The organism is Streptosporangium sp. NBC_01469, assembly GCF_036227305.1.
In the GTDB taxonomy this organism is placed as follows: domain Bacteria; phylum Actinomycetota; class Actinomycetes; order Streptosporangiales; family Streptosporangiaceae; genus Streptosporangium.
Genome location: NZ_CP109465.1, coordinates 3,528,865 through 3,546,716, shown reverse-complemented (window position 1 = coordinate 3,546,716; position 17,852 = coordinate 3,528,865). Strand labels below are relative to the sequence as shown.

The window sequence follows — 17,852 nt, the reverse complement described above, 5'->3', positions numbered from 1 at the left end:
CGGACGGAACCATCCGGGCCACCGATCAGGCGACCGGAAACGCTCGAACCAAACGCTCGAACCATCGGTCGGACGACCCGAACCGCTCAGACCGCCGATCAGAGGTCCCGAGCCGCTCGAACCACCGGCCGGGTGACCGGAACCAACGGGGATCACCGGACCGGGCGCGGATCACCCGGCCCGGTGACCGGACCAGGTGAGAACCACCCGATCCGGTGATCGAACCGGCGTGATCGGATCAGCCGATGATCACCCGGCCGGGCGACCGGATCAGGCGGGGACCCGCCCGACCCGGTGACCGGGTCAGGAGCGCTGGGTGGCCCAGTGGCGGATCTTGCCTATCCGCTCCTGGATCTGCTCGGCGGAGGCCTGCGCGATGGCGGGCCCGCCGCAGGCCCTGCGGAGCTCGGCGTGGATGACGCCGTGGGGCTGGCCGGTGCGGTGGTTCCAGGCGCCGACGAGGCCGTTGAGCTCCTTGCGGAGGTTGGCGATCAGCTCGTGCGGGGCGAGCTGTGGCTCCTTGGGCTCGGGCCTGTTCCTTTTGGCCTTCAGCTGGTCGGACTGGCGCTTGCTCAGCAGGGTGCGAACCTGGTCGGGCTCCAGCAGGCCCGGCAGGCCGAGGAAGTCCTCCTCCTCGGGGGAACCGGTCTCCGCGGCGCTGCCGAACTCGCCGCCGTCGAAGAGGACCCGGTCGAAGGTGGCGACCGCTTCCAGGGTCTCGAACGGCAGCTCGTCGCCCACGACGTCGGGGTTGTCCTTCTTGCGCTGGGCGTCCTCCAGGAGGAAGTCGTCCAGCCCCTCCTCGGGGGGCTTGCGGTCGAGCACGTGGTCGCGCTCGGCCTCCATCTCCCCGGCCAGGCCCATCAGGGTCGGCACCGAGGGCACGAAGACGGACGCGGTCTCGCCCCGCTTGCGGGCGCGGACGAAACGGCCGACGGCCTGGGCGAAGAACAGCGGGGTCGAGATGCTCGTCGCGTAGACGCCGACGGCCAGGCGCGGGATGTCGACCCCTTCGGAGACCATCCGGACCGCGACCAGCCAGCGCTGCTCGGAGGCGGAGAACTCCTTGATCTTCTTGGACGCCGTGGGGTCGTCGGAGAGCACGACCGTGGCGCCCTCCCCGGTGATGGTCCTGATGTGGCGGGCGTAGGCGCGGGCGGTCTCGTGGTCGGTCGCGATGACCAGGGCGCCGGCGTCGGGCATGCCCCTGCGCACCTCGGTCAGGCGCCGGTCGGCCGCCCGGAGGACCTGGCGGATCCACTCGCCCTTCGGGTCGAGCGCGGCCCGCCACGCCTGGCCGAGCTGGTCCTTGGTGAGCGGCGTGCCGAGGGTCGCGGCGATCTCGTCGCCCGCGCGGGTCCGCCAGCGCATCTCGCCGGCGTAGGCGAGGAAGATGACCGGCCGGACGACGCCGTCGGCGAGCGCCGGGCCGTACCCGTAGGAGTAGTCGGAGAGGCTGCGCCGGATCCCGTCGCCGTCCTCTGCGTAGGTGACGAAGGGGATCGGGTTGACGTCGGACCTGAAGGGGGTGCCGGTCAGGGCGAGGCGCCTGGCGGCCGGTTCGAACGCCTCCCGCACGCCGTCGCCCCAGGATTTCGCGTCGCCCGCGTGGTGGATCTCATCGAAGATCACGAGCGTCTTGCGGGCCTCGGTGCGGGCGCGGTGCAGCGCCGGGTGCATGGACACCTGGGCGTAGGTGATGGCCACCCCGACGTAGTCGCGGGAGGTCGCCCCCTGGCTGTTCTTGAACTCGGGGTCGATCGCGATGCCGACCTTGCTCGCGGCGTCCGCCCACTGCTGCTTGAGGTGCTCCGTCGGTGTGACGATCGTCACAGCCCGGATGATCCCTCGTGACAGGAGGTCGCTGGCGATGCGGAGCGCGAAGGTCGTCTTGCCCGCACCCGGCGTGGCGACCGCGAGGAAGTCACGCGGCTCACGGCTGGAGTACAGGTCATAGGCCTCCTGCTGCCACGCGCGAAGCTTCGGCGCGGTGCCCCAGGCGGCACGGTCCGGATATGAGGGCGAGAGGTGGGATGCGGCGAAAGTGCTCACAGTGTCCCCAGGGTAATCTGCGCCGCCGACAAGACGTGCCGATCCGCCGAGATCCTCGCCAAGGTCGTCTCCTCGTGCTAGTGGTCCACGGAGCTGAGATCCCGGCTCCGGGATCCCGGAGCCCGGAGCCGAACCGCCCGCTCGCTCGCGGAGCCGGAGCCGGGACCGAGACCAGGACCGGGACCAGGACCGGGACCGGCGACTCATCGGGATGGAACCCGCCGGCTCGCGTAACCGCCCCCGCCCGCGAGGACCGGCCCCTCGGCGCGCGGAACCGGGGCCCTCGGCGCGCGACCGGACCCGCGCGACGCCCGCTCAGCGCAGGCCCGCGATCACCATGTCGATCTCGGCCCTCGACACGGGATCGTCCGGCTGGGTCATCGCGACCACGACCACCGGGCGTCCCCCGCCCCCCGCGAGGAAGACCACGCGCAGGTACGCCGGCCGGTTCACCACGTCCAGGTACTCCGCGCGCAGGGAACGGGCGTGCCCGGTACGCGCGCCCACGGCGATCTCCGTGTCGTCCACGACCTCCACCTCGTCGCCGTGCAGCAGGAGCCGCGCGTACAGGTCGCTGAGCTCGGCGGTGGTGGCGCGCACGTCGGTCGCGGGCTCGGCGGGCATGACCATCACGGTCGTGTTGACGCCGTCGCCCGCGGCCGAGGTGAAGTCCGTGACCGGCGGCACCGTACCGGCGAGCCAGCGGTCGGGCAGCGGGTAGCTGACCCCCGCGACCGGGTCGGTCACCCGCCCCGGCGGCGGGGAGGGCAGCGTCCGCAGCGCCAGCACGGCCACCCCGGCGATGACGCCGCCCCCCGCGGCCAGGGCGAGCAGCACGAGCAGCACGCGGCGCAGGCGCCCCGGACGGCGCTCGGGAGGGGCGATGGGCGTGCCGTACCAGCGGGCGGAGGGCGGGAGGTCGTCGCCGGGCTCGGGGATGCGGGGAGGCCAGGTCAGGTTGGAGCGGGCGTCGGACGGCTCGTCCTCGGGCGGCGGCCAGGAACGGTACTCGTCGTCCTCGGGCGCCGGCCAAGGACGGCGCTCGTCGTCGAGGTCCGGGTCCGCGGGCGGCCACACCGCGTCCTCGGCCGCCCGCGCGGCCCTGCGGGCCCGCCGGGATCGGCGCCCCCCGCCACGGCCGGGCTCGTCGGGCGGGTCCGACCGGCGAGGTCGTTCGTGCACGGGGACCTCCTCCCGGCGGCGACGGTCCTACCGTCCTACCACGCATCCCGCAGCGTTATCCGGCTATGGGTGATCGCTGTTACAGGAGTGACCAATGAGTCAGGAGATGTCCCTCATACGCCGGGCCACGACGATCCCGAAGAGCCCGATGAAGGCCATCAGGGCGACGATCGTGGTGTAGCCGGTGGCGATGTCGTCGTGGCCGATCAGGTTGACCAGGACCCCGCCGAAGCCGATGGTGATCGCGCTGCCCAGGGTGTCGACAACCTGGAGCGCGGCGGAGTTGGCGCCCTGCTCGGCGTCGGGCGACTGGCGCATCGCGGTGACGTTGACGCTGGTCATGCCGATGCCCATGCCGAACCCCGCGACGACCCAGGCGGGTACGGTGACCCAGCCGCTGACCCCGGGCACGAGGGCGAGCAGGGTCATCAGGATGCCCGTGGTGATCGCCGCGGCGCCGATCCGCACCAGCAGCGGCCTGTCGTACGAGCGGCGGGTCTGCAGGTAGGAGCCGGTGGTCCAGCCCAGGGCGCCGAGGGTGAGCGCGACCCCCGCCTCGGCGAGGGAGAAGCCGTGCACCTTGGTGAGGAGCAGCGGGATGAAGGCGTTGACCCCGAAGAACGCCGAGGCGAGCACCCCGCGCATCATGATCGTGGTGGGCAGGCCGCGGCCGAACCTGAGGGCCCGGGGAGGCAGCAGCCTGGGCAGGCCCGCGGCGAGGGCGGCCAGCCCCGCGACGATGGCGATCCCGCCCGGCACCGGGGTGTCGTGGAGGTGGCTCGCCCCGTACAGCAGGACCCCGCCGCCGCACGCCGTGGCGGTGGCGGCCAGGGTCATCGCCAGCGGCCTGGAGCGGGGTCCCGCGGAGGGCGTGGGCGCCGGGGTGTCCCCGCCGGCGCGCAACGCGGGCAGGAGCATCACGAGGGCCGGGATGACCAGCGGCACGATTCCGTAGAAGACCCACCTCCATCCCGCGGCCTCGGCGATGAGCCCGGTGAGGCCGGGACCGATCAGGGCGGGGAGCACCCAGGCCGCCGACAGCGCGGCGAACACCCGGGGCCTGGCCGCCGGGGCGTAGACCCGCGCGATCATCACGTAGATCGCCACGATGACGGCGCCGCCGCCGAGGCCCTGCACGACCCGGGCGACGATGAACAGCTCCTTGGATCCGGCGGCTCCGGCCATGGCCATACCGGCGGTGAACAGCCCCACGCCCAGCAGGAACGGCCAGGCGTGCCCCCGCCGGTCGGACCAGAGCCCGGCGACGACGTTGGCGAGCAGGCCGGCGATGAGGAAGGCGGAGAAGCTCACCCCGTACAGGTCGAGGGCGTCGAGGTCCTTGGAGACGGCGGGCATGACCGTGCTCACCGACATGCCCTCGAAGGCGATCAGCGTGACGACGAGCAGGATGCCCAGGGAGGCGGTCCGGTACTCGGGACCGAAGATCCGGGGGGATTCGTATGGAGCGTCTACTGTCTTCGGTGCTGTCACCCGTTAAGGGTAGTGTTCGCTCCCCGACCTCGGTAGACGGCCCACATCTCCTGCATCCTGACGGCCTGCCCGGGGGTGAACCCGGACATGCAGCGGTCGTCGGAGTAGTCCATGAAGTTGTGGATCGGGTCGGGTCCGCCGCCCTTGCAGGTGTCCTTGACCAGCGGGCAGCCCTCGGTGGGCTGTCCCTCGGGCTCGGTGTCGGCCACGCCGTCGCCCAGCGGCTCGCAGCCCTTCTCGAAGGTGTGCAGCAGCCCGAGCCAGTGCCCGATCTCGTGGATCGCGGTGTATCCCCGGTCGAAACTGCGCATCGCCCCGCCGGGCAGGCTCCGCCAGTCGACGACCACGCCGTCGAGGGTGGGCTCCTTGACGTACCCCTGGGGGTAGGTGGAGTAGCCGAGCACCAGCTGGGCGAGCTGGGCGAGGTAGAGGTTGAGGGTCTCGGGACCGCCCCTGCGCATCCGCTTGATCATCCGCTCGTGGGTGACGGGCTCGCGGAACCAGGCCGCGTTGACGGTACGGGTGACGCCGTCCAGCCTGAACCGGATCCCGGTGTCCGCGCCGCCGAGCCCCCCGGAGTAGGCGGCGTTGAGCGTGGTGATCTGGGCGCGTACGGCGGTGGCGGGCGCGCCGAGACGACCGTCGGTGATGACGTGCACCCAGGTGGGCACGGTGATGGGAAGCGCGGGCTGGAGCGGGCTCGGCCCCCGCGGCCCGTCTGCGGGCACGGGGGACGGCGTGGGCGCGTGCCCCGGCACCACGGAACGGGCGGCCTGGGAGGGGGGGAGGCAGCCCGGCGGCCCGGACGCGGCGGCTCCCCCGCCGGGAACGGCGGGAACGGGAGGAACGGAAGGAGAGGCGCCCACCGTGAACAGGCATGCGGAAACAACAGCGATCGCACGCCGAAACATGGACTCCCCCGACAGATCCCAGGCACTGGTCGTTCGCCGCCCCCCGGCGGCATCCCGACCGTAACCTCATCTGTGGCGATCACCCATGAGCAACACTCACTCGTTGTTGCTGTCTTCGCCCTTCGGCAGACCCGAGTAGATCTCCTTACACTCCGGGCAGACCGGGAACTTCTGGGGGTCGCGGTTCGGCACCCAGACCTTCCCGCAGAGCGCGCGGACCGGGGTCCCGCTCAGCGCGCTCTCCATGATCTTGTTCTTCTCGACGTAGTGGGCGAAGCGCTCGTGGTCGCCGTCGCCGTGCGACAGGTCCGGGCGGACGTCGCTCTCAGGGAGAATCTTCGTACTCACCCTGGCGATTTTATGCCCGTGCCACCGCGCCCGGGGCACCGGCGGCCGGTGGGTCGCGAAACACGACCCACCGGCGCGGGCACGACCTCCCGGGATCGGCCCCGGGATCGGGTGCCGAGGCGGTGGCCGTGAAGGGCGTCAGCCCATGTGGACCGGGGCACCCTCGGTCTTGCGGCCCGCCCGGACGAACAGGGCGAGCAGCGCCGCGAGGACGGCCACCCCGGTGCTGACCGCGAAGCCGAGTTGCATGCCCTCCAGGAAGGACGTGTGCACGACGCCGGCGATGGCCTGCACGACCGGCTCGGGCGCGCCGGGGAGGGGGATGGCCTGGGCGTACGAGGCGGCCTGGTTGACCCCCGCCATCTGCTCCGGCGGGAGCGGTGGGAGCTTGGCCGCCGTCCACTGGCCGGGGAGCACGTCGGCCACCCTGGCCGCGACGATCGCGCCGAGCACGGCGGTGCCCATCGAGCCGCCGACCTGCATCGCCGACTGCTGTACGCCGCCCGCGACGCCGCTGAGCTCCTCGGGGGCGTTGCCCACGATGATCTCGGTGGCGCCGACCATCACCGGGGACAGGCCGAAGGCGAGCAGCGCGAACGGGATCGCGCTGTCGATGTACTCCGACTCCAGGCCCAGGCGCGAGAGCAGGAACATGGACACGGCCGTGATCAGCATGCCCACCGAGATCGTGATCTTCGGGCCGAACCTCCCGATCGCCAGACCCGCCAGCGGCGAGGCGATGATCATTCCCGCGCTCATCGGGAGCATCCGCAGGCCCGAGTCGAGCGGCGACAGGCCGTGCACGCCCTGGAAGTAGAAGGTGAGGAAGAACATCGCGCCGAACATCGAGAACGCCATCAGCACCATCAGCACGGTGCCGATCGCGACCGAGACGTTGCTGAACAGGCTGAGCGGGATCAACGGCTCGGTGGCCTTGGTCTGCCAGTAGACGAACGCGGCGCCGAGCACCACGGCGCCCGCCAGGAAGCCGAGCGTCCTGGTGTCACCCCAGCCGTACTCGGGGGCCTTGATGATCGCCCAGACCATGCAGAACATCGCGCCGGAGAGCAGGACCACGCCGAGCCAGTCGATCCTGGACAGGGCGGCGGCCTTGCTCTCCTTGATCACCAGGAACCCGACGATCAGGGCGACGATGCCGACCGGCACGTTGATGAAGAAGACCGACTGCCAGCTGACGTGCTCCACCAGGAGGCCGCCGACGATGGGGCCGGCGGCGCTGGACAGGCCGATCGTCGCGCCCCAGACACCGATCGCCATGTTCAGCTTCTCGGCCGGGAAGGCGGCGCGGAGCAGGGCCAGGGCCGCGGGCTGCAGCAGGGCGCCGAAGAGCCCCTGCAGGACGCGGAAGGCGATCAGCCAGGTGATGGAGTCGGACAGTCCGATGGCCAGGGAGGTGAGCGCGAAGCCCGCGATGCCGATCACGAAGATCCGCTTGTGCCCGAAAAGGTCGCCGAGCTTGCCGGCCGTGATCAGGAACACGGCGAGCGCGAGCAGGTAGCCGCTGGTCACCCACTGCAGGTCGGAGAGGGAGGCGTTGAGCTCCCTGCCGATCACCGGGTTGGCGATGGAGACGACGGTGCCGTCGAGCATCACCATCATCACGCCGAGCGACACCGCCAGGAGCGTGAGCCACGGGTGCCCCTGCCTGGACGATCTGCCCGGATCCGGTGGCGGCGCCGTCGCCACCGTCTTGGCCTGTGCCATGGAAGGGTCCCCCTTGCGCTTTTCGTCCGCCCCCGCTTGAGGCGTCAACCCCAGGTAATTTATGACAGTCACTGACAAGTGACAAATCCTTTTAGAATTCAGCCGGTGACTTATGGCAGACTGTGAACTATACGTTTCGAAGGGGTGACGAGCATGGGTCGGCCCGGCCTACGGGAGCGCAAGAAGCAGAGGACACGGCTGGCGCTCATCGACGCCGCCCTCACCCTGTTCCAGGAGCAGGGGTACGAGGCGACGACCGTCGACCAGATCGCCGCGACCGTCGACGTCTCACCCCGCACGTTCTTCCGCTACTTCGCCACCAAGGAGGACATCGCCCTCTCCCTGCTCGACGACGGGCCGGAGGTCATGCTCACCGAGCTGGCCGCCCGGCCCGCCGGCGAGCCGCCCTTCACCGCGCTCTCACACGCCCTGCGCGCGATGGTCACCGTGCTGGTGGAGGGGGACCACGACGACACCGCCAGGTTCCTGCGGGTCCACGAGGTGATCGACGCCACCCCGGCGCTCTTCGCGGGAAGCGTGCGCCGGCTGATGGAGAACGAGCGGCAACTGATCACCGAGCTGGCCCGGCGCGAGGGCGCCGGCCCCGACGACCTCCTGCCCCACTTCGTGGTGGCGCTCTTCACCACCGTCACCCGGGTCGGCTTCGAGTTCTGCGGGGCCACGGACAGCGGCGGCGTCACCGCCCTGGTCGCCCGGCTGGAGTCGACCCTCGCCCTGGCCGAAAACTCCCTGCGTCCCGGCTGGGACCGTCCGGAGCGGCCCGCCTGACACCTCCGCCAGCTCGGAGGCGGTCGTCCGGAGGCCGTCGTTCGGAGGCCGTCGTTCGGAGGCGGTCCGTCCGGGAGGTCCGGCTAGTTCATCGACGGGTCGTCGGGGCAGGTGGCCACGTAGGCGAGCTCGCCCCTCTGGCGGCGAAGCACCGCCCGCCACAGCGACTCGGGCTCGTGGTGGAAGGTGTCGCCGGGCTCGGAGTCCACGACGTACCAGGCGCCCTCGCCGATCTCGCTCTCCAGCTGCCCCGCCGACCATCCCGCGTACCCGGCGAAGATGCGCATCTGGGCGATCTCCCCGGCGAGGATCTCCGGCGGCGCGTCGAGGTCGACGGTGCCGAGCCTGGAGACGGCCGCGGTGCCCGCGTGCAGCCGCCGCCAGCCGAGCGGTTCCTGCCCGCTCGGGACGGCGGCCAGCGCCAGGGCGCTGTCCGTCTGGACGGGGCCGCCCTGGAACAGCACGGACGGTCCGGTGACCATGGTGTCCCAGGTGGGGAGCACCTGGGTCACCGAGATGTCACTTGGTCTGTTGAGCACCACGCCCAGGGTGCCGCCGTCGAGGTCGTGTTCCAGCACCAGGACCACGCTGCGCCGGAAGTTGGGATCTTCCAGTTGCGGGGTCGCCACCAGAAGCCCACCGACGTAGATCGCCTCCGCCATACCTCCATCATGAGGGTTGAACCCCCTTTCGCGCTGCTCCACCCGCGCTTCCAATGGTTCGGACCCCGCCCGGTGTCACGTGACGCGCATGGAAGGGCACTCCCCGAGACGGAGCGGGCGGCCAGGGGGAGACGAGGGCCTCGGGCCACCGTCACGCCCCTCCCCGTCACGCCTCCGTCATACCCGTACGGGCCCGGCCGCCGGCCGACTCGCGCACGGCCGCCGCGACGGCGCCCGACACGTCCGGGTGGAACACGCTGGGGACGATGTAGTTGGGGCCGAGCTCCTCGGCGGTCACCACGGCGGCCAGCGCCTTGGCCGCGGCCAGCAGCATCTCCTGGCTGACCACGGTGGCCTGGGCGTCGAGCAGGCCACGGAAGACGCCGGGGAAGGCCAGCACGTTGTTGATCTGGTTCGGGTAGTCGGAGCGGCCGGTGGCGACCACGGCGGCGTACTCGCGGGCGTCGTCGGGCGAGATCTCGGGCTCGGGGTTGGCGAGCGCGAAGACCACGGCGTCCTTGGCCATCGAGGCGATGTCGTCGCCGTTGAGGATGCCGGGCGCGGACACGCCGATGAACACGTCGGCGCCCTTGACCGCGCCGCGCAGGTCACCGGAGTAGCCCTCGGCGTTGGTGTGGTCGGCGATCCACTGGAGCGAGTCGTCCAGGTCCTGGCGGCCGCGGTGCACGGCGCCCAGGTAGTCGCAGACGATCATGTTGCGGGCGCCCGCCGCGAGCAGCAGGCGCAGCACCGCCGTACCGGCCGCGCCCGCGCCCGCCAGGGCGATGCGGACCTCGCCCAGGTCCTTGCCGACCACGCGCAACGCGTTGGTGAGCGCGGCCAGCACGCAGATCGCGGTGCCGTGCTGGTCGTCGTGGAAGACCGGGATGTCCAGCAGGTCGCGCAGCCGCCGCTCCACCTCGAAGCAGCGCGGCGCCGAGATGTCCTCGAGGTTGATGCCGCCGAAGCCGGGGGCGATGATCTGCACCGTACGCACGATCTCGTCGACGTCCTGGGTGTCCAGGCAGATCGGCCAGGCGTCGATGTCGGCGAACCGCTTGAACAGCGCGGCCTTGCCCTCCATGACGGGGAGCGCGGCGGCCGGGCCGATGTTGCCCAGGCCGAGCACCGCCGAGCCGTCGGTGACGACGGCGACGGTGTTGCGCTTGATGGTCAGGCGGCGGGCGTCCTCGGGGTTGCGCGCGATGGCCATGGAGACCCGGGCGACGCCGGGGGTGTAGGCCATGGAGAGCTCGTCACGGTTGCGCAGCGGCACCTTCGACCGCATCTCGATCTTGCCGCCGAGATGCATGAGGAAGGTACGGTCGGAGACCTTGTGGATGACGACGCCCTCGACGCCCTCCAGCTTGTCGACGATCGCCTGCGCGTGATCGGTGTCACGCGCGGCGCAGGTGACGTCGATGCGCAGCGTCTCATGCCCGGCCGTGGTCACGTCGAGCGCGGTGACCACACCTCCGGCGGACTCTACGGCGTGGGTGAGCTGGCTGACGGCATTGCCGCCGGCGGGCACCTCCAGGCGCACGGTGATGGAGTACGACACACTCGGCACGGTGGCCACAGCCAATCCGCTCCTTTGCGACTGACTTTGGTTGGGATGGCTTCCATCGTGCCATCTCGTGACGGGTGGGCGCGCCGTGGTCGGCGGACCTGCGCATATAGATGCGGTCACGACATACGCCATACCACCCGGCCCACGGTACGGGCCGCGAGCCGGGTGCCCGGAGCGACGATCGCCCGGAACGCCGCTCAGAACAGGGCGCTGGCCAGGTTTCTCCGGGCCCTGCCGATGGACGGGTCGTCACCGGGAAGCGTGTCGAACAGGCCGAGCAGGTGCACCCTGGCCGTGTCGCGGTCGGCGCCCGAGGTGCGGCGCACCACGTTGACGAGCCGGTCGAAGGCCTTGTCCACCTCGCCGGAGAGCATCTCGAAGTCGGCGGCCAGCAGCTGGGCCTCGATGTCGGCGGGGTCGGCCAGGCGGCTCTGCAGGCCGGCCGGGTCGACGTCCTGCGTCCGGCGGATCAGACCGAGCCCGGCCAGGCCCAGCTTGGCGTCCTGGTCGTTCGGCGAGCGGGCCAGCAGCCGCTCGTACGCGGCCACCGCGCCGTCGAGATCACCGGCGTCGATGGCCTGCTCGGCGGCGAGCACGTCCGGGTCGACCGGGGGCTCCTGCGGCTGCTGCTCCCCCTCCCCCTCCGCGGCCTCCTCGCCGGGGGGCGGGAGGTACTGGGCGAGCGCCTCCATCAGCTGCGACAGCCAGTCGCGCAGCTGCGGCTCGGTGGCGATGCCCGGGACGACGGCCACCGGCTGCCCCTGGAAGATGGCGTACAGGGCGGGCACGTTCTGCACCCGGAGCGCCTGCGCGATCTGGGGGTTGAGCTCGACGTCGACCCTGGCCAGGACCCACCGGCCGGTGTTCTCCGCGGCCAGTTTCTCCAGCAGCAGGCTGTACTGCTTGGCCTGCTCGGCACGGGTGACGGTGAGCTCGAGCAGCACGAGGCCGTTCATGGAGCGTTCGACGACCTCGGTCGCGAAGTTGGCGTCGTCGACGTCGATGACCGGCGCCGGAACACCGCCGGTTTCCTGCGCGGTGGTCTCCCGCCGCGCCTGTGCCTCGAGTGCCTGCTTGCGGGCGCCGAGATCGACGGCGCCGTGGAGCGATCCGGGTCGAGTGAAGTCCGCTGGGCTCATGACTCCAATCCTGCCGTATCCCGGTCGATGCCCCGACGCGCCACCGCTAGAAGCGGGCCGGTTCGGTGTAGACGCCCCATTCGTCGCGCAGCGCGTCGCAGATCTCGCCCAGCGTGGCCTCGGCCCTGGCCGCGTCGAGCATGGCGGGGATCATGTTGCCCTCACCCCTGGCGACCTGCACCATCGCGGCCAGGGCGGCGTCCACGGCCGCCTGGTCGCGGGTGGCGCGGCGCTCAGCCAGGACGCGGTTCTGCTCGCGCTCGACCTCGTGGCTGACCCGGAGGATTTCCAGCGGCTCGTCGAGGGAGGCCGTGTGGCAGTTCACCCCGACGATCCTCTTCTCGCCCTTCTCCAGCTTGCGCTGGTAGTCGAAGGCCGCCTCGGCGATCTCGGACATGAACCAGCCGTCCTCGATGCCGCGCAGGATGCCCGAGGTCATCGTGCCGTCCGAGCCCATCTCCCTGATCCTCGTGAAGATCGCCTCGGCCTCGGCCTCCAGCCGGTCGGTCAGCGCCTCCACGTACCAGGACCCGCCGAGCGGGTCGGCGACGTTGACGATCTCGGTCTCCTCCATGAGCACCTGCTGGGTGCGCAGCGCGATCTCCGCCGCCCGCTCCGAGGGCAGCGCGAGGACCTCGTCGAGCGCGTTGGTGTGCAGCGAGTTGGTGCCGCCGAGCACCGCCGCGAGCGCCTCGACCGCGGTGCGCACCACGTTGTTGTACGGCTGCTGCGCGGTCAGCGACACACCGGCCGTCTGGGTGTGGAAGCGCAGCCACTGGGCCTTGTCGGTCTTCGCGCCGTAGACGTCGCGCAGCCACCGCGCCCAGATCCGCCGGGCGGCCCTGAACTTGGCGATCTCCTCGAAGAAGTCGATGTGCGCGTCGAAGAAGAAGGACAGGCCCGGGGCGAAGACGTCGACGTCCAGGCCGCGCGACAGGCCCAGTTCCACGTAGCCGAACCCGTCGGCCAGCGTGAAGGCCAGCTCCTGGGCGGCCGTGGACCCGGCCTCGCGGATGTGGTAGCCGGACACGCTGAGCGGCTTGTACGCGGGGACGTCGGTGGCGCAGAACTCCATCAGGTCGCCGATCAGCCGCAGGTGCGGCTCGGGGGCGAACAGCCACTCCTTCTGCGCGATGTACTCCTTGAAGATGTCGGTCTGGAGGGTGCCGTTGAGCTTCCCGACGGGCACCCCCTGCCGCTCGGCGGCGACGACGTACATGCAGAAGATCGGGACGGCCGGGCCGCTGATCGTCATCGAGGTGGTGGTGTCGCCGAGCGGGATGCCGTCGAAGAGCAGGTCCATGTCCAGCGCGGAGTCGATCGCCACGCCGCAGTGACCCACCTCGCCGAGCGAGCGCGGGTCGTCGGAGTCGCGGCCCATCAGCGTCGGCATGTCGAAGGCGACGCTCAGCCCGCCGCCACCGGCGCCGAGGATCATCTTGTAGCGCTCGTTGGTCTGCCTGGCGTTGCCGAACCCGGCGAACTGCCGGATGGTCCACGCCTTGCCCCGGTAGCCGGTGGGGTGCAGGCCGCGGGTGAACGGGTACTCGCCAGGCCAGCCGATGCGCTCCAGGCGCGGATCGCCGCCCTCGGGCCCGTAGACCGGCTCCACGTCGATCCCGGAAAGGGTGCGGAACTCCGCCTCGCGCTTGCGCGCCCCGTCGAACCGCGCCTGCCAGCGCGCCCGCCCCGCCTCGACCCGCTCAGCGTCCATGGCCAACTCCCTTGTACGGCATGTGGCTTCTTATTCGGCTTGTGGCCTCATGCAGATACTAGGACGTCCTACTAATTCTTGGCCAGGCGCGTGGTCGGGACAGGGAGGGGGCCGGGTAAGAGCGGCCTCACCGCGGCGCGCAGCGTCGCCTTCAGTACTGAAAGTCGCCGGCGGCCACGCGGAGGGTCCTGAACAGGTCGAACATCTGCTCCAGCTTCGCCTCGTCGTACATGGGCATGGCGAAGTCGGCCGCCATCAGGTCGGCGGTCGCCCGCTGGACGGTCTCGCGGCCACGCTCGGTGATCTCGGCGAGCACGCCCCGGCCGTCGCGTGGGTTGGGCATCCGCCGGACCAGACCGGCGCGTTCCAGGCGGCTCACGGTGTTGGTCACGCTCGTGGGGTGGACCATCAGCCGCTCACCGATCTTGGAGAGCGGCAGCGCCCCGGTCTTGCTGAAGGTCAGCAGCACCAGTGCCTCGTACCGGGCGAAGGTCAAGTCATGCGGTTTGAGCAGCGTGTCCAGTTGCGACAGCAGGATCTGGTGCGCTCTCATGATCGATGTGACGGCGGCCATGGCCGAGGAGGGCCCGAAGTGAACGCGCCACGTCTCTGCGGCACGTTCGATGGGGTCAAACGGGAGATTCAGCTGACCTGTAACCACAGGGCTACGGTAGCGCGGCCTCATCCCGATTCGCCCATATACGCAGAGTCACCGGGCTGATGGCTTCACCAAGAACCCGGACGCCAAACGTCACGCTCCGTTATGGTTCCCACATCGAATGGTGAGGCCGTGGCCAAGTGGCCACGATGACTCAGTCCGGACTGCGGGGGACGCGAGCCGGACCGGTGCCGAGGGGACCGGCATCCGCACATTCACGGCACGGGGGGTGCTTGATGAACGACAACTTGACGGCGTTCGAACGCCGGACGGGCTTCGGCCACACCGACGCGGCGTGGATTCCCACCACGCCCACCGGTGCGTGAGCACAGGGGCGTTTCACGCGAGGAACTCCAGCAGAGCGGGTTGATGGCCGTCGCCATCCTGCTCGTGCTCGGGGTGGTCGCGGCGTGGAGCGTCCTGGTTCCCGGTGTCAGCGCGTGGGAGAACATCATCGTCGCGGTGATCGGCTCGCTCCGGCTCACCGGCCCGGTGGCGGCCGCGTTCGCCGCCTGGGTGGCGGTGCGCAGGCGGCGCGGGACGCGCGGGCGGTCGATGACCCCGTGGCAGGCGGTACGGGCGCCACTGGCGATCCTGGTGGTGACGGGAGGCGCGTTCACCGCCACCGTCATGGTCCTGGCGGTCAGAATCATGATCACGGAGCAGGCCGGGCGGCTGCTGCCCAGCGGCCTGGTGATGGGCGCGGCCGGGCTGGCGCTGTACGTCGTCATCGGCTGGGTGGTCGGCTGGCTGCTGCCCTGGACGATCACACCGGTCCTGGCCGGGCTCGGCTGCTACAGCCTGTTCACCTGGCTGTGCCAGGGGCCGGCCTGGGGTGACCGGCTCGCCCCCGCCACGCGGGAGCCGTACGACCCGTTCCGGGGGTTGAACGCGGCGGCGTTCACCGATCAGACGCTCTGGCTGGTGGGGATCAGCTCGGCGCTGCTGCTCGGCTGGGCGGCGGTCGTGACGCGCCAGGCCCTGGTGCTGGCCGCGGCGCTGATCGCGGTGCTGGCTGCGGGGACCGGCATGGCCAGGCTGTTCACCGAGCAGCAGCCGGTCTCGGCCCAGCAGGTCGTCTACAGCTGCCAGGAGTGGCCGATCATGGTCTGCGTGCACCCCGGGATGCGCGCCGGTCTGCCCGAGCTGAGCTCGGAGTTCATCAAGATCGCGTCCCGGCTGGCGGGGACGCCAGGGGAGTTCTCCCGGGTGGAGCAGCACCCCCGGCACGACAACGCCCCCGTCGCGGCGGGCGTGATCGCGATCCACGTCGACGACCTGGCGGCCGGGTTCGCCGAGAAGGCGGCCGACGAGTTCGTCGAGGGCCTGGCCGCCCGGTGCGACGCCACCCCCGCGTCGGGGTACCGCGACATCGTGGCCGCGTGGCTGCGCGGCGAGCCGCTTCCCGGCGGGCCGCTCCCGGAGCACCGGTACGCCGCGGCGTGGTTCTCCGGCCTCACGGACGTCCAGCGGCGCGACTGGCTCCGGCTCTACTACGCCGACTTCACCGGCTGCCGGCTACAAAGCACTCACTTCGGGGGCCAGGCCGTGCAGGCCTCTCAGACAGGACAGACCGGGCAGGGCGCGGGGGGCACCTCAACCGGCCCCGAACCCCGGCCCGGTACCGTCCACCAGGCACCCGGCGGGTCCCCGTCCCCCGGGGCGAGCATGCCGTCCGGCCCCTGGCGCGTCCCCTTCGCCGAGGGCGGCGCGCTCCCGTCGCCACGAGGGTGAGGAGATCGGCATAGGCTCCGCGTGAGAAGGTCACCGTCCGGGGAAGGAGAGCGCTGTGAAAGCCTCCCAAGAAGCTCCGCCCACGGCGCCCCCGGTGGCGCGGCGCGGGCGCGGTCGGCGTTTCCTCGCCGGGCTGTTCGTCGTCGTGATCCTTCTCGTCGTGGGAGCCCGCCTCACCTGGTCGTGGCTGAACCCGTTCGGCGAGGAGACGGTCGACCGCAGCCAGCCCGTGCTGCTGGAGTCCATCCACAACCTCAGCCGTTTCGAGGCCGCCACCGGCAACTTCCAGGTCGTGGTGGACCTGGAGAAGGACGCGGCCTTCCTGCCCGACGCGGTCAAGGGCAGCAGGACGCTCTTCGTCGGGGCCGGCGGCGTCGACGCCTACGTCGACTTCGGCGGCATCGCCGGCAACGCCCTGACGGTCTCCCCCGACCGCACCGAGGTCACGATGAGGCTGCCCCGCGCCCAGCTGGAGAAGCCGAACATCGACAACAAGCGCTCGTACGTCTACGCCCAGCAGCGCGGCCTCTTCGACCGGGTCGAGGACCTGCTGTCCTCCTCCCCCGCCGACCAGCGGGAGCTCTACGTCCTCGCCGAGAAGAAGATCGCCGAGGCCGCCCAGGCCAGCGACCTGCGCAACCGGGCCGACCAGAACACCAAGATCATGCTTGAGGGCCTGCTGAAGGGCCTCGGCTTCGAGAAGGTCACCGTCAAGTTCGCCGACGAGACCTGAGCCCCGGCTCCCGAGCCCGGCGCGGGGCCCCGGGCGCCAAAACCTCGGCACCGGAATCCCGGCACCGGGAGTTCGGACGCCCGAGTCCGGCGCGTACCACGGCGTACCCGCCCCGGAACGCGAGCCCCGGCGCCCGGGGCGTCAGGCCCCGCTCAGCCCGGGGCGCGCAGGCCTCCCGCCCAGCCCGAGGTGCCAGGCCCCCGCTCAGCCCGAGGCGGCCAGGAGCTCGTCCGCCGCGGTGTAGGGGTCGAGTTCCGCGTCCAGCACGCGGGTGGCGAGGGCGTCGAGGCGCCGGTCGCCGTGCAGGTCGGCGAAGCGGGAGCGCAGGGTGGTGACGGCGATCGCCTCGATCTCGTCCCTCGCCCTGGCGTGGCGGCGCCGGACGAGCTCTCCCGAGGCCTCCAGATAGGCCAGGTGGTCGCCAAGGGCGTCGACCACCTCCTCGCCTCCCTCGCCCCGGTAGGCCACGGTCTGCACGATCGGCGGCCTCCAGGGCCGCTCGACCAGGGCGATCATGTTGCGGAGCTCGCGGACGGTGGCCTGGGTGCCCTCGCGATCGGCCTTGTTCACCACGAACACGTCGGCGATCTCCAGGATGCCGGCCTTGGCCGCCTGGACGCCGTCGCCCATCCCGGGGGCGAGCAGCACGACGGTGGTGTCGGCCAGCGAGGCGATGTCGACCTCCGCCTGGCCGACCCCGACGGTCTCGACGAGGATGACCTCGCAGCCGGCCGCCTCCAGGACGCGCAGCGCCTGGGGCGTGGCCCACGACAGCCCGCCCAGGTGACCCCGGCTGGCCATCGATCTGATGAACACGTCCGGGTCGGTGGCGTGGTCCTGCATCCGGACCCGGTCGCCCAGCAGCGCCCCGCCGGTGAACGGCGAGGACGGGTCGACGGCGAGCACGCCGACCCTCATGTCCCGCTTGCGGAACGCGTGGACCAGCATCCCGGTCGAGGTGGACTTGCCGACGCCCGGAGAGCCGGTGAGCCCGATGACCCGGGCCCGGTGCGGCCGGTCGGCGCAGAGCAGCCCGGTAATCTCCCGCAGCCTCGGGGAGCCGTTCTCGACCATGGAGATCAGCCGGGCCACCGCCCGGGGCCTTCCCTCCCTGGCCATCGCGACCAGGTCGGAGACCTCCACG

The 17,852-nt window shown here is 71.3% G+C and carries 15 protein-coding genes; 3 read left to right on the top strand and 12 right to left on the bottom strand.

Annotated elements, in window-relative coordinates:
- Positions 1–303 precede the first annotated feature (303 nt).
- The 6 genes from OG587_RS16005 to OG587_RS15980 form a co-directional block, all read right to left on the bottom strand.
- Complete coding sequence (locus OG587_RS16005) at positions 304–2,052, bottom strand: DEAD/DEAH box helicase (protein ID WP_329091061.1); 1,749 nt, start codon at positions 2,050–2,052, stop codon at positions 304–306.
- A gap of 315 nt (positions 2,053–2,367) precedes the next feature.
- Positions 2,368–3,234 (bottom strand): hypothetical protein, encoded by an 867-nt coding sequence (locus OG587_RS16000; protein ID WP_329091059.1) that lies wholly within the window; start codon positions 3,232–3,234, stop codon positions 2,368–2,370.
- A 99-nt stretch (positions 3,235–3,333) separates the two neighbouring features.
- Complete coding sequence (locus tag OG587_RS15995; RefSeq protein WP_329091058.1) at positions 3,334–4,725, bottom strand: MFS transporter; 1,392 nt, start codon at positions 4,723–4,725, stop codon at positions 3,334–3,336.
- Positions 4,722–5,453: a zinc metalloprotease gene (locus OG587_RS15990; RefSeq protein WP_329091057.1), complete on the bottom strand. Its 732-nt coding sequence runs from the start codon at positions 5,451–5,453 to the stop codon at positions 4,722–4,724. Before OG587_RS15990 ends, OG587_RS15995 begins: the two co-directional genes overlap by 4 nt.
- A gap of 279 nt (positions 5,454–5,732) precedes the next feature.
- Entirely contained in the window at positions 5,733–5,984 is a 252-nt protein-coding gene (locus OG587_RS15985) for a DUF3039 domain-containing protein (RefSeq protein ID WP_329091055.1), read from the bottom strand.
- 138 nt (positions 5,985–6,122) lie between these two features.
- Positions 6,123–7,709, bottom strand: a complete 1,587-nt coding sequence (locus OG587_RS15980) for a DHA2 family efflux MFS transporter permease subunit (protein WP_329091053.1) — start codon at positions 7,707–7,709, stop codon at positions 6,123–6,125.
- Between the two features lie 153 nt (positions 7,710–7,862).
- Here OG587_RS15980 and OG587_RS15975 point away from each other — a divergent pair, with 153 nt between their 5' ends.
- On the top strand, positions 7,863–8,498 hold the full coding sequence (locus OG587_RS15975; RefSeq protein ID WP_329093879.1) for a TetR family transcriptional regulator: 636 nt from the start codon (positions 7,863–7,865) through the stop codon (positions 8,496–8,498).
- A gap of 83 nt (positions 8,499–8,581) precedes the next feature.
- On the opposite strand, the gene OG587_RS15970 is transcribed toward OG587_RS15975, so the two are convergent.
- From OG587_RS15970 to OG587_RS15950, 5 genes are all read right to left on the bottom strand, one after another.
- On the bottom strand, positions 8,582–9,160 hold the full coding sequence (locus OG587_RS15970; protein WP_329091052.1) for a YqgE/AlgH family protein: 579 nt from the start codon (positions 9,158–9,160) through the stop codon (positions 8,582–8,584).
- Positions 9,161–9,326: 166 nt separating this feature from the next.
- The gene (locus tag OG587_RS15965; protein ID WP_329091050.1) at positions 9,327–10,739 is read right to left on the bottom strand and encodes an NAD-dependent malic enzyme; all 1,413 of its coding nucleotides are present in this window, start codon (positions 10,737–10,739) and stop codon (positions 9,327–9,329) included.
- Positions 10,740–10,927: 188 nt separating this feature from the next.
- Positions 10,928–11,869 carry a tetratricopeptide repeat protein gene (locus tag OG587_RS15960; protein WP_329091049.1) on the bottom strand — a complete coding sequence of 314 codons (942 nt, stop codon included), beginning with the start codon at positions 11,867–11,869 and terminating at the stop codon, positions 10,928–10,930.
- Positions 11,870–11,915: 46 nt separating this feature from the next.
- Complete coding sequence (locus tag OG587_RS15955; RefSeq protein ID WP_329091047.1) at positions 11,916–13,583, bottom strand: acyl-CoA mutase large subunit family protein; 1,668 nt, start codon at positions 13,581–13,583, stop codon at positions 11,916–11,918.
- Positions 13,584–13,734: 151 nt separating this feature from the next.
- Entirely contained in the window at positions 13,735–14,268 is a 534-nt protein-coding gene (locus OG587_RS15950) for a MarR family winged helix-turn-helix transcriptional regulator (protein WP_329091045.1), read from the bottom strand.
- Between the two features lie 291 nt (positions 14,269–14,559).
- Here OG587_RS15950 and OG587_RS15945 point away from each other — a divergent pair, with 291 nt between their 5' ends.
- Entirely contained in the window at positions 14,560–15,975 is a 1,416-nt protein-coding gene (locus OG587_RS15945; RefSeq protein ID WP_329091043.1) for a hypothetical protein, read from the top strand.
- A gap of 55 nt (positions 15,976–16,030) precedes the next feature.
- Positions 16,031–16,708, top strand: a complete 678-nt coding sequence (locus OG587_RS15940) for a DUF4230 domain-containing protein (RefSeq protein ID WP_329091041.1) — start codon at positions 16,031–16,033, stop codon at positions 16,706–16,708.
- 204 nt (positions 16,709–16,912) lie between these two features.
- Here OG587_RS15940 and meaB read toward each other — a convergent pair whose 3' ends face one another.
- Positions 16,913–17,851: a methylmalonyl Co-A mutase-associated GTPase MeaB gene (gene meaB / locus OG587_RS15935; protein WP_443075621.1), complete on the bottom strand. Its 939-nt coding sequence runs from the start codon at positions 17,849–17,851 to the stop codon at positions 16,913–16,915.
- Position 17,852 lies beyond the last annotated feature (1 nt).